Consider the following 16,525-nt stretch of genomic DNA (forward strand, 5'->3'; position numbering starts at 1 on the left):
GGTTGCCGGGGCGTATGGCGTTTTCCATACACCGCCGATATGCCGCACTGCGTAGGATCACTGCCATGCGTGTGCTGATCGTCGAGGACGAGCCCTACCTCGCCGAGGCGGTCCGCGACGGGCTGCGGCTCGAGGCGATCGCGGCCGACATCGCCGGCGACGGCGACACCGCGCTCGAGCTCCTGAGCATCAACGCGTACGACATCGCGATCCTCGACCGCGACGTGCCGGGGCCGCCCGGCGATGACATCGCGCGCTGGATCGTCGCCTCGGGCAGCGGCATCCCCATCCTCATGCTCACGGCCGCCGACCGGCTGGACGACAAGGCCTCCGGGTTCGAGCTCGGCGCCGACGACTACCTCACCAAGCCGTTCGAGCTGCGGGAGCTGGTGCTGCGGCTGCGCGCCCTCGATCGCCGCCGCCAGCGCGCGCGACCGCCGGTGCTGGAGATCGCCGGTCTTCGTCTCGACCCGTTCCGCCGCGAGGTCTACCGCGACGGCCGGTACGTCGCCCTCACCCGCAAGCAGTTCGCCGTGCTGGAGGTGCTCGTCGACGCCGAGGGCGGTGTGGTCAGCGCCGAGGAGCTGCTGGAACGGGCGTGGGACGAGAACGCCGACCCGTTCACGAACGCCGTCCGCATCACCGTCTCCTCGCTGCGCAAGCGCCTCGGCGAGCCGTGGCTGATCCTCACGGTGCCCGGCGTCGGCTACCGGATCGGGGCCGACCCGGATGCGTAGGCGGCGCGGGATGAGCGTCCGCCTCAAGCTGACGCTGAGTTACGCGGGCATCGTCGTCGTCTCCGGCCTCCTGCTGCTCGGCGCCGTGGCGCTCTACCTCCTGAGGTACGTCCCGGATGTGCAGATCCCCGTCGTCGAGTTCTTCGTCCCCAACCGCTCGGACCTGATCCGGGCGTTCGTACCCGTCGCCGCGATGGTGATGGTCGCCCTGCTCGCGATCGGTCTCGGCGGCGGGTGGCTGCTCGCCGGCCGGATGCTGGCCCCGCTCGACCGCATCGGCGACGCGGCCCGGCTCGCGGCCCAGGGCTCGCTGTCGCACCGGATCCGCATGGAGGGCCCGAGCGACGAGTTCCGCGACCTCGCCGACGTCTTCGACACCATGCTGGAGCAGCTGGAGGCGCACGTCTCCGAGCAGCAGCGCTTCGCCGCGAACGCCTCGCACGAGCTGCGGACCCCCTTGGCCATCTCGCAGACGCTCCTCGACGTGGCCCGCACCGATCCCGACCGGGACGTCGACGCCCTCATCGACCGGCTCCGCGAGGTGAACACGCGTGCGATCGACCTCACCGAGGCGCTGCTGCTGCTGAGCAGGGCGGATCAGCGCACCTTCCCGCGGACCCTCGTCGACCTGTCGCTCCTGGCCGAGGAGTCCGTCGAGGCCCTCCTCCCGCTCGCCGACCGCCGCGGGGTCGAGGTCGAGGTCTCCGGCGTCCCGGCGACCGTGCTCGGCTCCTCCGCCCTGCTGCCGCAACTCGTCATGAACCTCGTCGCCAACGCGATCGTCCACAACCGGGGCGACGGCGGCGGCTCCGTCGCGGTGCGCACGCACTCCCTCCCGGACGCGGTGGCCCTCGTCGTGGAGAACACCGGTGCGGAGCTCCCCGCCTCCCAGGTCGCCACGCTCGTCGAACCCTTCCAGCGCGGCACCGAGCGCACGCGGGGAGCGGAGCACGCCGGGGTGGGCCTCGGCCTCGCGATCGTCCAGCGCATCACCCAGACACACGGCGGAACCCTCGTGCTGACCCCCCGCACCGGCGGAGGCCTCATCGTGACCGTCTGGTTCCCGCACCCCTATCCCGGCTGACCCGGCTTTCGAATCGCGCGATTCGCCCTGTTTCGGCTCCGGATAGAACCATTCAGGCGATTCGAACGGAGTCGAACGGGCGTCACCAGGGGCTGGGCTCGTAGTCCTTGAGGAAGACGCCGTGGATGTCCTCGCCGGCCTCGCCGCGCACGATCGGGTCGTACACGCGGGCGGCGCCGTCGACCAGGTCGAGCGGGGCGTGGAAGCCCTCCTCCGCGAGCCGGACCTTCGTGTAGTGCGGGCGCTCGTCGGTGATCCAGCCGGTGTCGACGGCGGTCATGAGGATGCCGTCCGTCTCCAGCATCTCCCCCGCGCTCGTACGGGTCAGCATGTTCAGCGCGGCCTTCGCCATGTTCGTGTGCGGGTGGCCTGGACCCTTGTAGCGCCGGGAGAACTGTCCCTCCATCGCGGAGACGTTCACGACGTACTTCCGGCGCGACGGCGACGCGGCCATCGACGCCCGCAGCCGGCTGATGAGCAGGAACGGCGCGGTCGTGTTGGCGAGCTGCACCTCGAGCATCTCCAGCGGATCGACCTGATCCACGGACTGCACCCAGCTGTTGACGCGGTTCACGTCCGGCACGAGTCCGCCCGCGTCGATCGCCGTGCCGTCCGCGTGCTTCTCCAGCGAGGACGAGCCCGGTGACATCGCGAGCCGTGCGAGGTCTTCCGCGGTGAGCGCCTGTCCCCCCTGCTCTGCGACCGTGCCCCCGAGCGCGGCCACCGACAGCAGCGGGTGCGAATCGACCGAGGCCTGCAGCGCCTGCGGGTGCGGGTCGACGGTGTGCCCGAAGGTCTCCATCTCTGGCAGCGGCCCGTCCGGCAGCGGCTGGAGCTCCGCGTCGGCGAGCAGCGAATAGGCTCCCGGCGAGCGGCGGACCGTCTGGGCGGCGTTGTTGATGAGGATGTCGAGGGGCCCCTGCGCGGCGACCGAGTCGGCGAGCCCGATCACCTGGGCCGGGTCGCGGAGGTCGATGCCGACCACGCGCAGCCGGTGCAGCCAGTCGCCCGCATCCGGCAGGGCCGAGAACCGGCGCACCGCGTCGCGCGGGAACCGGGTGGTGATCGTGGTGTGCGCGCCGTCGCGGAGGAGGCGCAGCGCGATGTGCATGCCGATCTTCGCGCGGCCGCCGGTGAGCAGAGCGCGCTTGCCGGTGAGGTCCGTGCGGGCGGTGCGCTTGCCGTGGCTGAAGCGCGCGCAGTCAGGGCAGAGCTGGTGGTAGAACGCGTCGACGAGCGTGTACGGCTGCTTGCAGATGTAGCAGTTGCGGGGTTTGAGGAGCTCGCCGGCGATGGGCGCGTCCACCACGCTCGTGGCGAGATCGTTGCCGCGCGTCTCGTCGTCGATGCGGTCGGGAGCGCCGGTGGCGGTGCGAGCGACGACGGCCTTGTCCGCCTCGGCGATCGCGTCCCGGATCTCCTTGCGCCGCACGCGCTTGACCGCCTTGAACATCGCCGCGGTCGCGTGGCGCACGGCCACGAAGTCGGGGTGCTCGTTGTCGATCGTGTGCAGCTCGGCGAGGACGCGCAGCGTGGTGGCGAGGTCGTCGGGGTCGATGCCGGGGCCCAGGTCGGGAGTGGCGTCGGGCGCGTCGGTCATTAGGCCGATTTTACGCGACAGTCCTGGGGGTCTCCTGCCGTGTGGGGTGCCGGGCGCCGCGCGGCTACGCTGGGTCCGGACGGAAGGGATGAGATGAGGAAGGCCGGCACGCTGAGGATCGTCGCTTTCGTGTGCCTCGCTCTCGCCGTCATCGGGACGGTCGCATCCTTCTCGGTCGTCCGGGCGGGCGGCGCCGACGGCGCCGTGTACCTCGGCGTGAACATCCTGCTGGCGGTGCTGGGAATCGTGCTGCTCATCGTCGGGGCACGTCGCCGACCCGGCGCCTCCCCTGGCGAATCCGGCGACTAGCACTCGCACGGCCACCGCCGCCATGGCTCCCGCCGTCCTCGAGGAACGGCAGCGGGTCTCCTGCTCTGTCCGATCCCCGGCGTAGGGTCGACGCATGAGCAGCGCAGAATCCTTCCCGCACCCCGGCGTCGTCCCCTCCTACCTGCTCGCGCGCCTGGCCGAGTCGGGTCGCTTCCCCAAGGCCGCGGCCGCCGCCCGGCAGACGCTCACCGCCGGGCGCCCGCCCTTCCGCGCCCGCATCGACCTCTCCATCGACGAGAACGGCGACCTCGTCGCGCAGCTCTCCGATGCGCCGAACCGCACGATCAGCGACGCCGGCAACACGCAGCAGCTCCCGGGGGCCGTGGTCCGCACGGAAGACGACGAGCCGGTCGCCGACACCGCCGTCAACGAGGCGTTCGACGGCCTGGGCGCGACGTTCGAGATGCTGCTCTCCGCGTTCGGCCGCAACTCGCTCGACGACGCCGGCGCTCCCCTCGACGCGACCGTCCATTACGGCGTCGACTACGACAACGCGTTCTGGGACGGCGAGCGCATGGTGTTCGGCGACGGCGACGGCGAGGTGTTCCAGCACTTCACCGGCTCGCTCACCGTGATCGGGCATGAGCTCGCCCACGGCGTCGTGCAGCACACGGCGAACCTGGAGTATCAGGGCCAGCCGGGCGCACTGAACGAGTCCGTCGCCGACGTGTTCGGCGCCCTCACCGAGCAGTACGCGCTGGGGCAGTCCGCCGACCAGGCGAGCTGGCTCATCGGGGCGGAGATCTTCACCGACGCCGTGGAGGGGTCGGCTCTGCGCTCCATGATCGCGCCGGGCACGGCCTACGACGAGGATGAACTCGGGAAAGACCCGCAGCCCGACCACATGAGCGGGTTCGTGCGCACGACCGAAGACAACGGAGGCGTGCACATCAACTCCGGCATCCCGAACCGCGCCTTTGCCCTCTTCGCCCTCGACCTCGGCGGCAACGCCTGGGAGCGCGCCGGCACGGTCTGGTACCGGGCGCTCACCGGCGGCCTGTCGAGCACCGCGAGCTTCACGGACTTCGCCGACGCCACGGTCGCCGCAGCGGCCACGGTCGATCAGGAGACGGTCGCCGCGGCTCGACGTGCCTGGACGACCGTGGGAGTCTATGAGGATGACCGAGGACCCGACGCCGCCTGACGCCCCCGTCGTCATCGCCGTCGTGCGCTCGGGAGGCCTCGCCGGCATCCGTCGCCAGTGGCGCGTGGAGGCCGAGCCGCCGGACGCCGAGGAGTGGATCGGCCTCATCGACAGCTGCCCCTGGGACGACGACGTCGACACGGAGCCGGGGGCCGACCGGTTCGTGTGGAGCATCCGCGCCCGCACCCCGTCCGAGCGCCGGGAGCGGGAGCTGCCCGACTCGGCCGTGGACGGTCCGTGGCGCGCCCTCGTCGATGCCGTGCGGGAGGCCGCTCGCGACGCGTGAGCCCGCGGTCGCAGATTCGCACTCCCGTCGCAGGAGCCCGCCGGATCCCTGCGACCTCGGTGGGAAACGGCGACCTCGGGCCGACCGGGGGTCACAATGGACACATGGGACTTTTCCAGCAGCGACCCGAGGAAGAAGAGAAGCAGTGGGGCCTCCCCTCTGAGCCTCTCGAGACCTCGGCCGCAGACACGCTCGACACCGCGCCGGCGCTCGACCCGCTGACCCTCGGCCTCGACACCCCCTCCTCGGTGAGCTCGATCGTGTTCCCGGTCGCCCCGCCCGCTCCCGAGGCCGAGAGCACCGAGAACGCCGACCCCGAGGACTGACCCCGCACGACGTCGCACTCTCCCACTCCCGTCGCAGGTTCCCGGGGATTCCGTGCGACCTCGGCGCGAAAGTCCGTCCGCGGCCAGCGATACGGTGGACGGATGACCATCACCGCCGCCGCAGACGGCTCCGCCCTGGGCAACCCCGGCCCGAACGGCTGGGCCTGGTACATCGACGACGCGAACTGGGCGGCCGGCGGCTCCCCGCACGGCACGAACAATCAGGGCGAGCTCCGTGCGGTCCTCGAGCTGCTCCAGGCGACGGCCGGCACCGACGAGAAGCTGCTCATCGAGTGCGACAGCCGCTACGTGATCGACTCCGTGACGAAGTGGATGCCCGGCTGGAAGCGTCGCGGCTGGCGGAAGTCCGACGGCGGGCCCGTGCTGAACCGCGACCTCCTCGAGGGGATCGACGAGGCCCTGCGCGGTCGCGACGTCGAGTTCTCCTGGGTCAAGGGCCACGCCGGTCACCCCCTGAACGAGGCCGCCGACGAGCGCGCGAACGCCGCCGCCAAGGCCTATCAGCAGAAGCAGGAGCCGCGGCGAGGCCCCGGGTTCACCCGCGCGACCGACGCCGGAGCCGCCGTCGCGGCCTCTGCACCGGTCGCCGCGGCCGCTGCACCGTCGCCCACTTCCGCGGCCCCGTCCCGCACCCCGGCGCCCGTCGCGGAGGCGGACTTCGCCCAGCCGCTGTGGGCCGAGACCTCCGACCTCCTCGACGGACTCGACCTCGCCCAGGACGACCCCATCGTGCTCCAGGTCCCGCTGTCCCCCGACGAGCACGCCCGCCTCAGGGACCGCGCCGAAGCGCAGGGCATCACCCTGGAAGAAGCGCTCCGCCGCCTGATCTGACGGAGAGCGCGGGGCGTACACTCGCACCATGTCGACTCCCCGCACCATCGGCCGGATCTTCCTCGGCGCCTCGCTCGTGTTCGCCGGCGTCTCCCACCTCACGTTCGCCCGAGGGGAGTTCCAGGCGCAGGTGCCGGAATCGCTGCCGCTCGATCCGGACACCACGGTGCTCGCGTCCGGCGTCGCCGAGGTCGCACTCGGCTCCGCTCTCCTTCTCGCCCGTCGCCGCCGTCGCTCGGTCGGCACCGTCGCCGCTCTCTTCTTCGCCGCGGTGTTCCCCGGCAACGTGGCCCAGTGGATGCATCATCGCGACGGCTTCGGCCTCGACACCGATATGAAGCGCTTCGTGCGTCTGTTCTTCCAGCCGGCCCTCATCGCGCTGGCTCTGTGGTCCACGCGCGCCCCGCGGCGCTGACCGACCCCGCGAGAACAGGCATTCCCGCGAGAACCGGCCCCCACACTCACCCGCGCCTGAACCCGCGCGGGGGCCTGATGCGGCGTCACCCCGAGTCCGCTCCGTAGACTCGGCGGATGGCGGAAAGGACGAGGCGACGGTGAACAAGCGCACCGTCTTCGGCCTGCTCCGGCTCACCGCCGCCGCCGTCTGCCTCATCGCGCTGATCCACCGCCTCGCGTGGGGACTCGCGTCGAACACCATCGCGAGCCAGAACTTCTTCGCGTATCTGACCAATCAGTCGAACATCGCCTTCGTCGTCCTCCTGACCATCGCCGGAGTCCTCGCGCTGCGGAGAGCCCGCGATCCGCGGTGGCTCACCGTGGCGCTCGCGCTCGTGCTCACCTGGACCATCACCGCCGGACTCGTGTTCGCGATCCTGGTCTGGCAGGCCGGAGTCCGGGGGATCCGCATCGACGTGCCGTGGTCGGATCAGGTGCTGCACTTCTGGCTGCCCGCGGTGACCGTCGCTGCCTGGGCCCTGGCCCCGGGGCATCGGGCGGTGCCGTGGCGGGTGATCCCGGTGACCCTGGCGTACCCGGTGCTGTGGGGCGTCGCGACACTCATCCGCGGACCGCTGATCGGCTGGTACCCGTACTACTTCCTCGACCCGCGGCAGGTGAGCGGTCCGGTCGAGTTCACGGCCTCCTGCGCGATCGCGCTGGCCGTCTTCGCCGCCGTGGCGACCGCGCTCGTGCTCATCAGCCGCCTGCCGGACCCGTGGGACCGCGCTCGTACGGAGCCGCCGCCCGAGGACAGCGCCCCGGCCGAGGCCGCACGCGAGACGGTTCAGGCGTAGAGCGCCAGCGACCCGAGCGCCGCCTCGACGGCCTCGGCCTCCCCGAGCTCCGCGAAGTCCCGCGCGGCCGCACCGCCCACGATCCCGACGAGCACGTTCTCGCCGGTCGAGGGGCGGAGGTTGATCCACGTGGGGATCGCGATGTCCTCGCCGACCGCGTGCCAGATCGCCTCGTCGCCGTCCCAGAACGGCTCGTCCCACCGCAGCCAGACCGTCTCGATCGCACCCATGCCGAGCGCGGACACGGCGCCGCGGTTGTCGAACGGCAGCGGCGGATCGAACTCGATGGCCTGCTCCTGCAGCACCCCGAGCGGCACCGTCAGCAGCACCCGGTCGAAGGAGAGGGCCTCGCCGGTGCCGAGGCGCACGCTCACGCCGGTGTCGTCCCACGCGAGACGGGTGACCGGGGAGCTCAGCCCGACCTTCACCCCGTCCAAGGTGCTCTCGATGAACGGGGTCAGATCGTCGCCGACGCCCTGCAGCGCTGCGTCCGGGAGCGGCGGGGCGAACCAGCTCGACAGGTCGGCGGCGTCGGCGCCCGTGCGTGCGGCGAGGAGCGCGAGGAGGGCGGCGGTCGCGGGATCCTCCGGGTCGATGCCGGCCGCCACCAGGGCGTCCGCCACCGAGGAGTCCTGCGGGGCGGACTGCGCCGTGGTCACCGCGGCCTCCACCGGCTGCGGATCCACGGGGTCGACGTCGCCCTCGGCGGAGCGCCACCGCGCCCCGTCGAGGTCGACGAGCTCCATGTCCCCCTCATCGATCGCATCGAGAAGCTCCGCGTCGGCGTCGCCGAACAGCCACGCGCCGAGCTGCACCGGAACCGGCCAGTCGTCGCCCGTGCGGGAGAGGATCCGACCGCCGACGCGGTCGCGCGCTTCGAACACCGTCACCTGCAGGCCGTCCTCCGCGAGCTGCGCCGCGGCGGTCGCCCCGGCGATCCCGGCGCCGATCACGGCCACCCGCTCGCCGTCCTCCGCGGCGACGGTGAGCTCCCGAGCAGCACGGCGGCCCGACCGCAGGGCGCCGCGGACGGTACCCGGCGCCTCGTCGTCGGTCGCCTCGCCCGCGAAGAAGAGCCGGTCGTCGACGGGCTGCGCGAGCGCCGTGCGGGTCGCCGCGAGCACCCCCACGGGAGTGAAGCTCGCGGCGCCCCCGGCGAACGGGTCGGTGGTCCAGGTGCTGCGGATACTGCCGCTCGGAGCGGGGACACCGGGCGGCGGCTCCGGTTCGCGCGTGCGAGTGGGGGTCGGCGTCGGTTCCGGCTCCGGCGTGCAGGAGGCGAGAAGCACCGAGACGGCACCGGCACCGGCGCCGAGGAGCAGGGTACGGCGCGTGATCCTCATCGTGCCGCCACTTTATCCCGCTTTCGCACAGGCAGAAGCGCCGGAACAGGCGGCTCTCCACGAGAACCGCCTGTTCCGGCGCGAGTGCCTGGGTGTCAGACGGACAGCAGCTCCCGCTCCAGCCGCGCGAACGAGGCCTCCATGCCGTCGGCCATGCCGGTGGCGAGGATCATGTCCCGCGTCTCCTTGTCGGGGTACTCGATGAGCACCGTCACGAGGGTCGCGCCGTCCTCCTCGTAGAGGTTGAGGTCGTTGAGCGTCTCGGTCGGCATGCCCTGCATCCGCTCGGTGGTGACGGCGCGCTTCGGGGCGTCGATCAGCAGCGCCTCCCCCTCGAATCCGAACGGCTCACCCTCCGTGTCGCCCACGGGCGCCCAGGAGTTCCGGTACGACTGGCCGACCTCGGTCGCCGACACGCACTCGGTCATCTCCCACCCGTCCGGGCCGAGCATCCACTGCCGGATGAGCTCGGGCTCGAAGTGGGCGCGCCACACCAGCTCGCGCGGACCCTCGACGAGGCGGGTGATGCGCACGTGCGTGTCGTCCAGCAGCTCCACCCGCGTGCCCTTGCCCTGCGCGTAGTCGCGGAGGTCCTGCAGCACGGCGTCGAGCTGGGCCATGGCCATCCGGGTGCCCTCGACGGCACCCATCGCGACGACCTGCTCGAGCGCCTCGGCAGACGTGAAGTGGCTCGTGTTGACCATGCGCGTGCCCTCGGCCGTCGGCTCGAACGTGAACGTCATGCGCATGGAGGGGAGGTTCGCGTCCGGCGTGCCGTCCTCGTCGGCGAACGAGTCGAGCACCGTGAAGCTGCGCGGCGCGTCGATCTCCAGGAACTCCCACGTGCCGGAGGCCTTCTCCCCGCGGGGACCGTTCATCGTGTAGACGGCTCGGCCTCCGACGGTGTGGTCCCACCGGGTGAAGGTGGCCGGCCAGCCGGGAGGACCCCAGAACCGCTCGAGCTGCTGCGGGTCGGTGTAGGCGGCCCAGACGCGCTCGACGGGCGCGGCGAGGTCGGCGACGACGGTCATGGTGAGGTTCTCGGCATCCGTGATGATGTCCGTGACAGGCATGTCAGTCTCCTTGCGATTCGGTGCGTTGACTGCTGGTGGGGTCGGTGGGGGCCGGCTTCCCCGCGGCTGGGGACGGCTCGGCCAGGAGATCGTCGAGCCGGGCGATGCGCGACCGCCACAGCTCTTCGTATCGGGCGAGGAGCGCCCTGGCGCGGGCGATCATCTCGGGGTTCGCGCGGACGAGCCGCTCGCGTCCCTCGGCGCGCTTGACGATGAGGTTCGCGGCCTCGAGCACGGCCACGTGCTTCTGGACCGCGGCGAACGACATCTCGTACTCGGAGGCGAGGGTCGAGACGGACTGCTCCCGCTCGATCGTCCGGCGCAGGATGTCCCGCCGGGTCGACGTCGCCAGTGCGTGGAACACACGGTCGACCTCCGCTTCGCTCAACTCCGTTTGTGCAACCATTTGGTTGTACGTTAAACCCGGGTCGGGAGCGTGTCAAGAGCTTTCCTGTGATTTCCGCCTTTGGATCGGACTAACGGCTTTACACCGGACTACCCGCGGCGAGATCGGACTAAGTCCGATCTAAAGCAGAGTGCTGGGGGCCGCCTCCCTTCGGAGTGGCAATGAAGCCAGCTGCGGTCGCGAGGAAAGTCAGATCGTCAGGCCGACTCATGCAGGACGACGGTCAAAACGCGCGCACATCCAGACCCCGAATACGGATGGTTGGCGGTCGGCAGAACCTGCGCCGAAACCCATACACCACCCGTTTCGGCGCCCTAACGTTTCGGCAGGGGGTTACGGCGGGGCGACGCTCGGCGTGTCGCACTTCCCCAGCACCACCACGGGTGCCCGGCCGCAAACGATCGTTTTCGGTGGTAGCCCGGGCACGACATCAACAGCGAAGTCGAGGATGATTGAGTCGTGGAGATTGAGCTGCTTTATATCGCCGGTTGCCCCAGCTGGGTTGAGGCTGGCCGTCGTGTTTCTGAGGCGCTACGAGAAACAGGCCACGACGAATCGGAGGTTCACTACCGACTCATCCGGACGGAGGAGGACGCGGGCGCAGTCTCGTTCGCGGGCTCCCCCACGATCACCCTGGATGGCAACGATCTCTTTCCGGGGTCGGGGCGAAGCAATGACCTCGCCTGCCGTATTTACAGCACCCCTGCTGGGCTGGCCGGGATGCCAACGGTTGAACAGATTCGAGAGGCGCTCTCCGCTCATGGCGACTGACGAGGACGTTGCGTGCACGTGCTGCGGGCGACATCTGCCACGCAAGAAGCTGCACGCACTCGGAGACGATCGCGCTTTCATCTGTCGACGATGCGGCTGGTGGGTGGCTCTGCGCCTACATCGCGACCGCCCGCCTGCCTAAGCGTGAACTCACTCAACGGCTGCCCACGGCGATCGCGCCGATGTAGAGGGCGAGTTGATGGGTGTCCCACCACCGCACAACGGATCTCACTCGGTGCTCTCATCCCCGGCGCGGATCATGAAAACTGCTCCGGTGATCGCTGCGGCGAAGATTACGATGTCGGCGATGTTGCCGATGAACCAGTTTCCGTAGGCGAGGAAGTCCACGACGTGACCACGGGCGAATCCGGGGTCCCGGAAAAGGCGGTCGCCTGCGTGTGAGGCGGAAGCGCCGCCGAGCGCGCCGATGACGATCGCCCATCTCACGCGTTGCACTCGGAACGCGAACACGATCGCTGTGACCGTGGCGGCGACAGCGAGCAGCGCGAACACCCAGGTGAAGCCTTCCCCGAAGGAGAATGCCGCTCCGGGGTTATAGGCGAGCTGCAAACCCAGCAGGTCACCGATCAGCGGGATGCGCTCACGGTCGGTGAGGGTCGCTTCGGCCCACACCTTGGTTCCCTGATCGATCAGCACGACGACCACGGCGATCAAGAGCGCTCCACCAGTGAGCTGCCGCCGCCGGGTCGACGACAGCTTGCGCGCAGCGGGCGGATGAGCCTCTGACTGGGAGGAGGTCATGCGAGCACCTCGATCAGACGGACGATGACCCCAGATTCGATCAGGATGAACAGGCCCAGGCCGATGAACACGGCCGGTACGAGCCAGTGCTCGACGCGCTCCAGCCCCTCGGTAACAGCCTTGTTGGTGCCGATCAGCCGGCCGGCCGCGCACCAGACCGCGACGAGGATGAGGAACACGACGATCATGATCGCGACGTCGACTGGGGTGCTGGTGCGGAAGATTGGCGTGTAGAGGGAGATATTGTCGGCCCCGTTGGCGATCGTGATCCCTGCGACGCCCCATAGTCCGACCGCGGTGATCTTGGAGTCGTCGTCGTCATTGTCGCCGTTGCGGCGCAAGCCGCGAATGAGCGTCCACACGCCGATGCCGAGCGGGATCAGACCCAGGAACCCGACCCATTCGTCCGGAACGATCGTGAGCCCGAGCGCGGCTATCACACTGATCACGACCAGGGTGATGAACCCGAGATACTGGCCTGCGATGATCTGCCACGGGCGGGGTTTCCCTCGACTGGAGGCGAGGAACAGCACGGTGAGCACGACGATGTCGTCGATGTTCGTCGCCGCAAAAAGGCCGATCGCTGAACCGATGGTGGCGAGCATCAGCTTTCCAGTCGTGGCGTGCGGGCGGCACGCAGGCCGTTGAGGATCACGATGACCTCCGCGACCTCGTGGACCAGGACGACAGCCGCGAGCCCCAGGACGCCGAAGAGCGCGAGCGGGAGCAGGGCGGTGATGATCAGCAGCGACAGGATGATGTTCTGGTTGATGATCCGTCGACCGCGCCGGGCGTGATCGAACGCCCGCGGGATGAGGCGCAGATCATGGCCGGTGAAGGCCACGTCGGCGGATTCGATCGCTGCGTCGGAGCCTGTCGCGCCCATCGCGATGCCGACGTCTGCGCTAGCGAGGGCCGGGGCATCGTTGATGCCGTCGCCGATCATCGCGACCGGTCCTGCCTTCGACAGTTCTGCGATCGCGGTCGCCTTGTCCTCCGGGCGCAGCTCCGCTCGCACGGCGCTGATCCCGGCCTGCGCAGCCAGAGCACGAGCGGTCCGGGCGTTGTCGCCGGTGAGCATCGTCACGCCGACGCCCTGGCCGGTGAGTGTCCGGACTACGTCAGAGACTTCAGGGCGCAGCTCGTCACGGACGCCGATCGCGGCGACCGGTGACCCGTCGCGGTGCACGATGACGACGGTCATGCCCTGCTCTTCCAGCGTTGCGACCCGCTCGACGAGGTCGCCGGCGTCCAGCCAGCGGGGACTGCCGACGGTGATTCTCGATCCGTCGACGGTGCCGTCAATACCGTGGCCGGCCTGCTCGGTCACATCTGCAGCTGCCGGTGTCCCCGAGGCTGCGGCGGTGATTGCTGAGGCAAGAGGATGTGTGCTGTGCTGCTCCAGGGCAGCCGCCCACGCCAACGCCTGGACCTCGGTTACACCGTTCGTGGTGAGCACGGCGGTGACCACGGGCTCGTTGCGGGTGAGGGTTCCGGTCTTGTCGACGGCGACGTGCCGGACCGTCCCGAAGCGCTCGAAAACGGCGCCGGACTTGATGATCACACCGAACTTGCTCGCCGCACCGATCGCAGCGACGACCGTCAGCGGCACCGAGATCGCCAGCGCACACGGGGAGGCCGCGACGAGCACGACGAGCGCGCGGGTGATCCACACCTCGGGGTCGCCCAGCAGCGAACCGATGATCGCGACAAGCGCTGCGAGGATCAGCACGCCGGGCACCAGCGGGCGGGCGATCCTGTCCGCGAGACGAGCACGCTCGCCCTTCTCGGTCTGTGCTTTCTCTACCAGTTCGACGATCGTGGTGAGCGAGTTGTCGGTGCCCGCAGCCGTCGTTTCGACCTCCAGCGCGCCGGCGCTGTTGATCGCGCCGGCCGACACAACATCGCCAGGCTGGACCTCGACCGGGATCGACTCCCCAGTGATCGCCGAGGTGTCCAGGCTGGAGCGACCGGAGCGGACGATCCCATCCGTTGCGATCCGCTCGCCCGGGCGGACCACCATGACCTGACCGACCATAAGCTCTCTCGCTTGCACCTGCACAGCGTTGCCGCCCTGCAGCACGGTCGCTGTTTCCGGGACGAGCTTCAGGAGCGCCCGTAGCCCCCCGCGGGCCCGGTCCATCGCCTTGTCTTCGAGCGCCTCAGCGATCGAGTACAGGAACGCCAGAGCCGCGGCCTCCTCGACGTATCCGAGGACGACTGCACCGATGGCGCTGATGGTCATCAGCAGTCCGATGCCGAGCTTGCCCTTGAACAGCTTTCGTATCGCGCCAGGCGTGAACGTCGACGCACCCAGCAGCAGACCGGCCCAGAACAGCACGAGCGCCGGAATCTCGAGGCCGGACCACTCGAGGATCAGGCCGACGAGGAACGCAACGCCGGAAAGGACCGGCACCATGATCCCGCGGTCCCTCCACCACGGCCGCTCAGCCTCTTCGTGTTCCTCTCCCGCCGGGGCGGCGGACTCGTGCTCGCAGCCGCACGCCGCGCTCACGCGTCAGCCCCTGCTCCGCAGCAGCCCGGCACCGTGCAGGCCGAGTCCACACACGGCGCGTGCTCGTCCACAGCCAGCGTCACATCCACAAGCGCGAGGAGGGCCGCGGCGAGATGAGGGTCGGCGATCTCGTAGCGGGTTTGCCGGCCCTCAGGCTCGGCGACAACGATCCCGCAGTCACGCAGGCAGGTGAGATGGTTCGACACGTTGGAGCGCGTCAGCTCTAGCTCACGGGACAGGACTGCGGGGTAGCTCGGGCCACCGAGCAGAGTCATGAGAATCCGAGAACGCGTAGGATCAGCCATGGCGCGGCCGAGCCGGTTCATGACGTCGAGACGAGAAGCAATGGTCAGCATAAGCTGAACTATACAGTCTCCGCTGACCTATTTCCTATGCGGTCAAGCCAATGCCCTCAGGGCATGGTCTTCGAGCCCGAAAGAACGCTGCCGCCCAGAATGCACAGGCGAGCTCGACGCGTCTCTGACATGAGCCGTCTTCTGGTTCCGGACGCGCTCCGCGGGTTCGCGATTGTCGCGATGCTCATCGCGCACGCTGCTCCGTTCGTGCCGAACGCACCGTGGGCGGTGCAATTCGTCACGGCGAACTTCAGTAGTGTCGCGTCGCCGCTCTTCGCACTCGTCATGGGCATGTCGGCGGAGCTTGTGTGGAGACGCGGCGGCGCTGCGGGGGTGACGTTGCTGCAACAGGCTCTGCGTGGCCTGTTCCTCATCGTCCTGGGTGTGTGGATGGCCACGTGGGGCTCCTGGCTGGCGGTCATCCTGAGCTATCTCGGGCTGCTCATCATCCTCGGCGCGCCCCTTCTACTCCTGCGCAGCTCGGTCGTGATCGCCGCGACAGCGGTCCTTGTCCTGGCCAGTCAGCCATTGCTGAGCGTCGCACGCACCTGGATTTGGGTCTACACCGCGCCGCCGCCCGTGCGTGAGGTCACGACCTGGATGTTCCTGGGCCCTCAGTATCGGGTGGTCAACCTGTTGCCGGTGTTCCTCATCGGTGCCCTGTTGATCCGTCACGGCTTGAAACGCGATCGCTTGTTGTGGATCATGGCGGCTGTGGCGCTGTTGGCGTATCTTGCCTGGGGTTTCGGGCAGCGCTTCGGCACGGTGTTATCGGGGGACTACCTGGACTCTCTGAGGGATATTGGCTTGGTGTTCGCCGTCTACGTCTGCGTTGTGCTGGGGGCTACGGTGAGGCGGGAGCATGCAGAGCGTTTTTGGGGTGCTGTCTTTGTTCCCCTGTGCGCGTGCGGTCAGGTGGCGTTGTCCCTGTACTTGCTGCACGGCGGTCTCATCGCACTCTGGAGTAACGCGTATGGCCGCCCTGCCGAGAACTTCTACTTGGGATGGCTGGTGATCGTTCCGGGCATGATCGGGGCGGGTTGGGTGTGGTGGCGGTTTGTTGGAACTGGTCCAGTTGATGGGTGATGGGCTGGCTCAGCGGACGACGTCCCAAGGCTTTCTCGCTTCGCCCGTAGAACGGGCGCGTGGCTCACGGGTTCGCAAGAAGACTTGATTGGTGGGGCTGGTATCATCCTGAGGTCATGGTCGTCCACGGTCGCGCTCACAAATGCGTTAGCCGAGCCGACGAGTTCCTGATAACGAAGATCATTACAGCCCTCGGGCTGGCGCTTCTTCTCGTTGTCGGAGCATGGCCGGGCGGCCATCGTGACGTGACAGATACGACTCCGTATCTGAGCACGACATCCTCGTCGTCACTAGGGACGCCTTCTGTCGGCCAGGACTCCGCTGGTTCCGGTGAAAGCGTTGTCGGCGCGACCGCCGAACAATTCGTGACCGGGGATACCGCAAACGACATCGTGATCGGTGTTGCCGGGTGCCTCTTGGGTATCATCTGCTGCTTCTTGGTGCTCATCGTCACGCGGACCTTCCGCCGGCACGTCCCCGGTTCTCACATTCGCGAACGTTTGCCGCGCGCACCATCACTGGCGGCCATGACGGGGCGCCTGTTCGCATTGCCTCCTTCTCTCACACAGCTTTCTCTGTCGCGGACCTGACTCTGGCGGCG

The 16,525-nt window shown here is 69.2% G+C and carries 20 protein-coding genes; 12 read left to right on the top strand and 8 right to left on the bottom strand.

Translation table 11 applies throughout. The annotated features are described in order from the left end of the window. Window positions 1–65: 65 nt before the first annotated feature. Both AB0N68_RS04405 and AB0N68_RS04410 read left to right on the top strand, forming a co-directional pair. Entirely contained in the window at window positions 66–737 is a 672-nt protein-coding gene (locus tag AB0N68_RS04405) for a response regulator transcription factor (protein WP_292793451.1), read from the top strand. A gap of 10 nt (window positions 738–747) precedes the next feature. After that, on the top strand, window positions 748–1,821 hold the full coding sequence (locus AB0N68_RS04410; RefSeq protein WP_187663019.1) for a sensor histidine kinase: 1,074 nt from the start codon (window positions 748–750) through the stop codon (window positions 1,819–1,821). A gap of 82 nt (window positions 1,822–1,903) precedes the next feature. On the opposite strand, the gene AB0N68_RS04415 is transcribed toward AB0N68_RS04410, so the two are convergent. After that, complete coding sequence (locus tag AB0N68_RS04415; protein WP_280568748.1) at window positions 1,904–3,421, bottom strand: SDR family NAD(P)-dependent oxidoreductase; 1,518 nt, start codon at window positions 3,419–3,421, stop codon at window positions 1,904–1,906. Between the two features lie 93 nt (window positions 3,422–3,514). Between AB0N68_RS04415 and AB0N68_RS04420 the strand changes: the two genes are divergently transcribed. From AB0N68_RS04420 to AB0N68_RS04450, 7 genes are all read left to right on the top strand, one after another. Continuing rightward, window positions 3,515–3,730 (top strand): hypothetical protein, encoded by a 216-nt coding sequence (locus AB0N68_RS04420; protein WP_187663017.1) that lies wholly within the window; start codon window positions 3,515–3,517, stop codon window positions 3,728–3,730. A 94-nt stretch (window positions 3,731–3,824) separates the two neighbouring features. Then, window positions 3,825–4,895: a M4 family metallopeptidase gene (locus AB0N68_RS04425; RefSeq protein WP_292793458.1), complete on the top strand. Its 1,071-nt coding sequence runs from the start codon at window positions 3,825–3,827 to the stop codon at window positions 4,893–4,895. Continuing rightward, the gene (locus AB0N68_RS04430) at window positions 4,870–5,181 is read left to right on the top strand and encodes a protealysin inhibitor emfourin (protein WP_187663015.1); all 312 of its coding nucleotides are present in this window, start codon (window positions 4,870–4,872) and stop codon (window positions 5,179–5,181) included. Before AB0N68_RS04425 ends, AB0N68_RS04430 begins: the two co-directional genes overlap by 26 nt. A gap of 104 nt (window positions 5,182–5,285) precedes the next feature. Then, complete coding sequence (locus AB0N68_RS04435) at window positions 5,286–5,507, top strand: hypothetical protein (RefSeq protein ID WP_259951888.1); 222 nt, start codon at window positions 5,286–5,288, stop codon at window positions 5,505–5,507. Between the two features lie 102 nt (window positions 5,508–5,609). Continuing rightward, entirely contained in the window at window positions 5,610–6,359 is a 750-nt protein-coding gene (locus tag AB0N68_RS04440; RefSeq protein WP_292793463.1) for a ribonuclease H family protein, read from the top strand. 28 nt (window positions 6,360–6,387) lie between these two features. Further along, window positions 6,388–6,774: a DoxX family protein gene (locus tag AB0N68_RS04445; protein ID WP_187663012.1), complete on the top strand. Its 387-nt coding sequence runs from the start codon at window positions 6,388–6,390 to the stop codon at window positions 6,772–6,774. A gap of 139 nt (window positions 6,775–6,913) precedes the next feature. Then, window positions 6,914–7,612 (top strand): Pr6Pr family membrane protein, encoded by a 699-nt coding sequence (locus AB0N68_RS04450; RefSeq protein WP_268777429.1) that lies wholly within the window; start codon window positions 6,914–6,916, stop codon window positions 7,610–7,612. Here the strand turns inward: AB0N68_RS04450 and AB0N68_RS04455 are convergent. From AB0N68_RS04455 to AB0N68_RS04465, 3 genes are all read right to left on the bottom strand, one after another. Continuing rightward, window positions 7,603–8,955, bottom strand: coding sequence for a flavin monoamine oxidase family protein (locus AB0N68_RS04455; RefSeq protein ID WP_187663011.1), 1,353 nt, complete (start codon window positions 8,953–8,955; stop codon window positions 7,603–7,605). The two genes, AB0N68_RS04450 and AB0N68_RS04455, sit on opposite strands and share 10 nt — an antisense overlap. A 95-nt stretch (window positions 8,956–9,050) precedes the next feature. Further along, entirely contained in the window at window positions 9,051–10,028 is a 978-nt protein-coding gene (locus AB0N68_RS04460) for an SRPBCC family protein (RefSeq protein ID WP_259951878.1), read from the bottom strand. Window position 10,029: 1 nt separating this feature from the next. Beyond that, window positions 10,030–10,434 carry an ArsR/SmtB family transcription factor gene (locus tag AB0N68_RS04465; protein ID WP_268777431.1) on the bottom strand — a complete coding sequence of 135 codons (405 nt, stop codon included), beginning with the start codon at window positions 10,432–10,434 and terminating at the stop codon, window positions 10,030–10,032. Window positions 10,435–10,893: 459 nt separating this feature from the next. On the opposite strand from AB0N68_RS04465, the gene AB0N68_RS04470 reads away from it, so the two are divergent. Continuing rightward, window positions 10,894–11,205 (top strand): hypothetical protein, encoded by a 312-nt coding sequence (locus tag AB0N68_RS04470; protein WP_029153956.1) that lies wholly within the window; start codon window positions 10,894–10,896, stop codon window positions 11,203–11,205. A gap of 228 nt (window positions 11,206–11,433) precedes the next feature. Here AB0N68_RS04470 and AB0N68_RS04475 read toward each other — a convergent pair whose 3' ends face one another. Genes AB0N68_RS04475 through cmtR form a run of 4 tightly spaced genes read right to left on the bottom strand, consistent with a single transcriptional unit; the run spans window position 11,434 to window position 14,838 of the window. After that, on the bottom strand, window positions 11,434–11,967 hold the full coding sequence (locus AB0N68_RS04475) for a signal peptidase II (RefSeq protein WP_029264099.1): 534 nt from the start codon (window positions 11,965–11,967) through the stop codon (window positions 11,434–11,436). Continuing rightward, window positions 11,964–12,572: a cadmium resistance transporter gene (locus AB0N68_RS04480; RefSeq protein WP_017201915.1), complete on the bottom strand. Its 609-nt coding sequence runs from the start codon at window positions 12,570–12,572 to the stop codon at window positions 11,964–11,966. The genes AB0N68_RS04475 and AB0N68_RS04480 overlap by 4 nt, the downstream gene beginning before the upstream one ends. Further along, window positions 12,572–14,482, bottom strand: coding sequence for a heavy metal translocating P-type ATPase (locus AB0N68_RS04485; protein WP_040568236.1), 1,911 nt, complete (start codon window positions 14,480–14,482; stop codon window positions 12,572–12,574). Before AB0N68_RS04485 ends, AB0N68_RS04480 begins: the two co-directional genes overlap by 1 nt. Then, window positions 14,479–14,838 (bottom strand): Cd(II)/Pb(II)-sensing metalloregulatory transcriptional regulator CmtR, encoded by a 360-nt coding sequence (gene cmtR, locus AB0N68_RS04490; RefSeq protein ID WP_017201917.1) that lies wholly within the window; start codon window positions 14,836–14,838, stop codon window positions 14,479–14,481. Before cmtR ends, AB0N68_RS04485 begins: the two co-directional genes overlap by 4 nt. 129 nt (window positions 14,839–14,967) lie before the next feature. Between cmtR and AB0N68_RS04495 the strand changes: the two genes are divergently transcribed. Both AB0N68_RS04495 and AB0N68_RS04500 read left to right on the top strand, forming a co-directional pair. Continuing rightward, the gene (locus tag AB0N68_RS04495; protein ID WP_017201918.1) at window positions 14,968–15,924 is read left to right on the top strand and encodes an acyltransferase family protein; all 957 of its coding nucleotides are present in this window, start codon (window positions 14,968–14,970) and stop codon (window positions 15,922–15,924) included. A gap of 59 nt (window positions 15,925–15,983) precedes the next feature. Further along, a complete protein-coding gene (locus AB0N68_RS04500) occupies window positions 15,984–16,514 on the top strand; it encodes a hypothetical protein (RefSeq protein ID WP_151460098.1) in 531 nt (176 codons plus the stop codon). Window positions 16,515–16,525: the final 11 nt, after the last annotated feature.

The sequence above is a fragment of the Microbacterium meiriae genome, assembly GCF_040685015.1.
In the GTDB taxonomy this organism is placed as follows: Bacteria; Actinomycetota; Actinomycetes; order Actinomycetales; family Microbacteriaceae; genus Microbacterium; species Microbacterium meiriae.

What these genes read in the sequence shown, in the direction of transcription:
- AB0N68_RS04405 (WP_292793451.1), top strand. Translation starts at nt 66, where the DNA reads ATGCGTGTGCTGATCGTCGAGGACGAGCCCTACCTCGCCGAGGCGGTC.
- AB0N68_RS04410 (WP_187663019.1), top strand. Translation starts at nt 748, where the DNA reads ATGAGCGTCCGCCTCAAGCTGACGCTGAGTTACGCGGGCATCGTCGTC.
- AB0N68_RS04415 (WP_280568748.1), bottom strand. Translation starts at nt 3,421, where the DNA reads ATGACCGACGCGCCCGACGCCACTCCCGACCTGGGCCCCGGCATCGAC.
- AB0N68_RS04420 (WP_187663017.1), top strand. Translation starts at nt 3,515, where the DNA reads ATGAGGAAGGCCGGCACGCTGAGGATCGTCGCTTTCGTGTGCCTCGCT.
- AB0N68_RS04425 (WP_292793458.1), top strand. Translation starts at nt 3,825, where the DNA reads ATGAGCAGCGCAGAATCCTTCCCGCACCCCGGCGTCGTCCCCTCCTAC.
- AB0N68_RS04430 (WP_187663015.1), top strand. Translation starts at nt 4,870, where the DNA reads ATGACCGAGGACCCGACGCCGCCTGACGCCCCCGTCGTCATCGCCGTC.
- AB0N68_RS04435 (WP_259951888.1), top strand. Translation starts at nt 5,286, where the DNA reads ATGGGACTTTTCCAGCAGCGACCCGAGGAAGAAGAGAAGCAGTGGGGC.
- AB0N68_RS04440 (WP_292793463.1), top strand. Translation starts at nt 5,610, where the DNA reads ATGACCATCACCGCCGCCGCAGACGGCTCCGCCCTGGGCAACCCCGGC.
- AB0N68_RS04445 (WP_187663012.1), top strand. Translation starts at nt 6,388, where the DNA reads ATGTCGACTCCCCGCACCATCGGCCGGATCTTCCTCGGCGCCTCGCTC.
- AB0N68_RS04455 (WP_187663011.1), bottom strand. Translation starts at nt 8,955, where the DNA reads ATGAGGATCACGCGCCGTACCCTGCTCCTCGGCGCCGGTGCCGGTGCC.
- AB0N68_RS04460 (WP_259951878.1), bottom strand. Translation starts at nt 10,028, where the DNA reads ATGCCTGTCACGGACATCATCACGGATGCCGAGAACCTCACCATGACC.
- AB0N68_RS04465 (WP_268777431.1), bottom strand. Translation starts at nt 10,434, where the DNA reads ATGGTTGCACAAACGGAGTTGAGCGAAGCGGAGGTCGACCGTGTGTTC.
- AB0N68_RS04475 (WP_029264099.1), bottom strand. Translation starts at nt 11,967, where the DNA reads ATGACCTCCTCCCAGTCAGAGGCTCATCCGCCCGCTGCGCGCAAGCTG.
- AB0N68_RS04480 (WP_017201915.1), bottom strand. Translation starts at nt 12,572, where the DNA reads ATGCTCGCCACCATCGGTTCAGCGATCGGCCTTTTTGCGGCGACGAAC.
- cmtR (WP_017201917.1), bottom strand. Translation starts at nt 14,838, where the DNA reads ATGCTGACCATTGCTTCTCGTCTCGACGTCATGAACCGGCTCGGCCGC.
- AB0N68_RS04495 (WP_017201918.1), top strand. Translation starts at nt 14,968, where the DNA reads ATGAGCCGTCTTCTGGTTCCGGACGCGCTCCGCGGGTTCGCGATTGTC.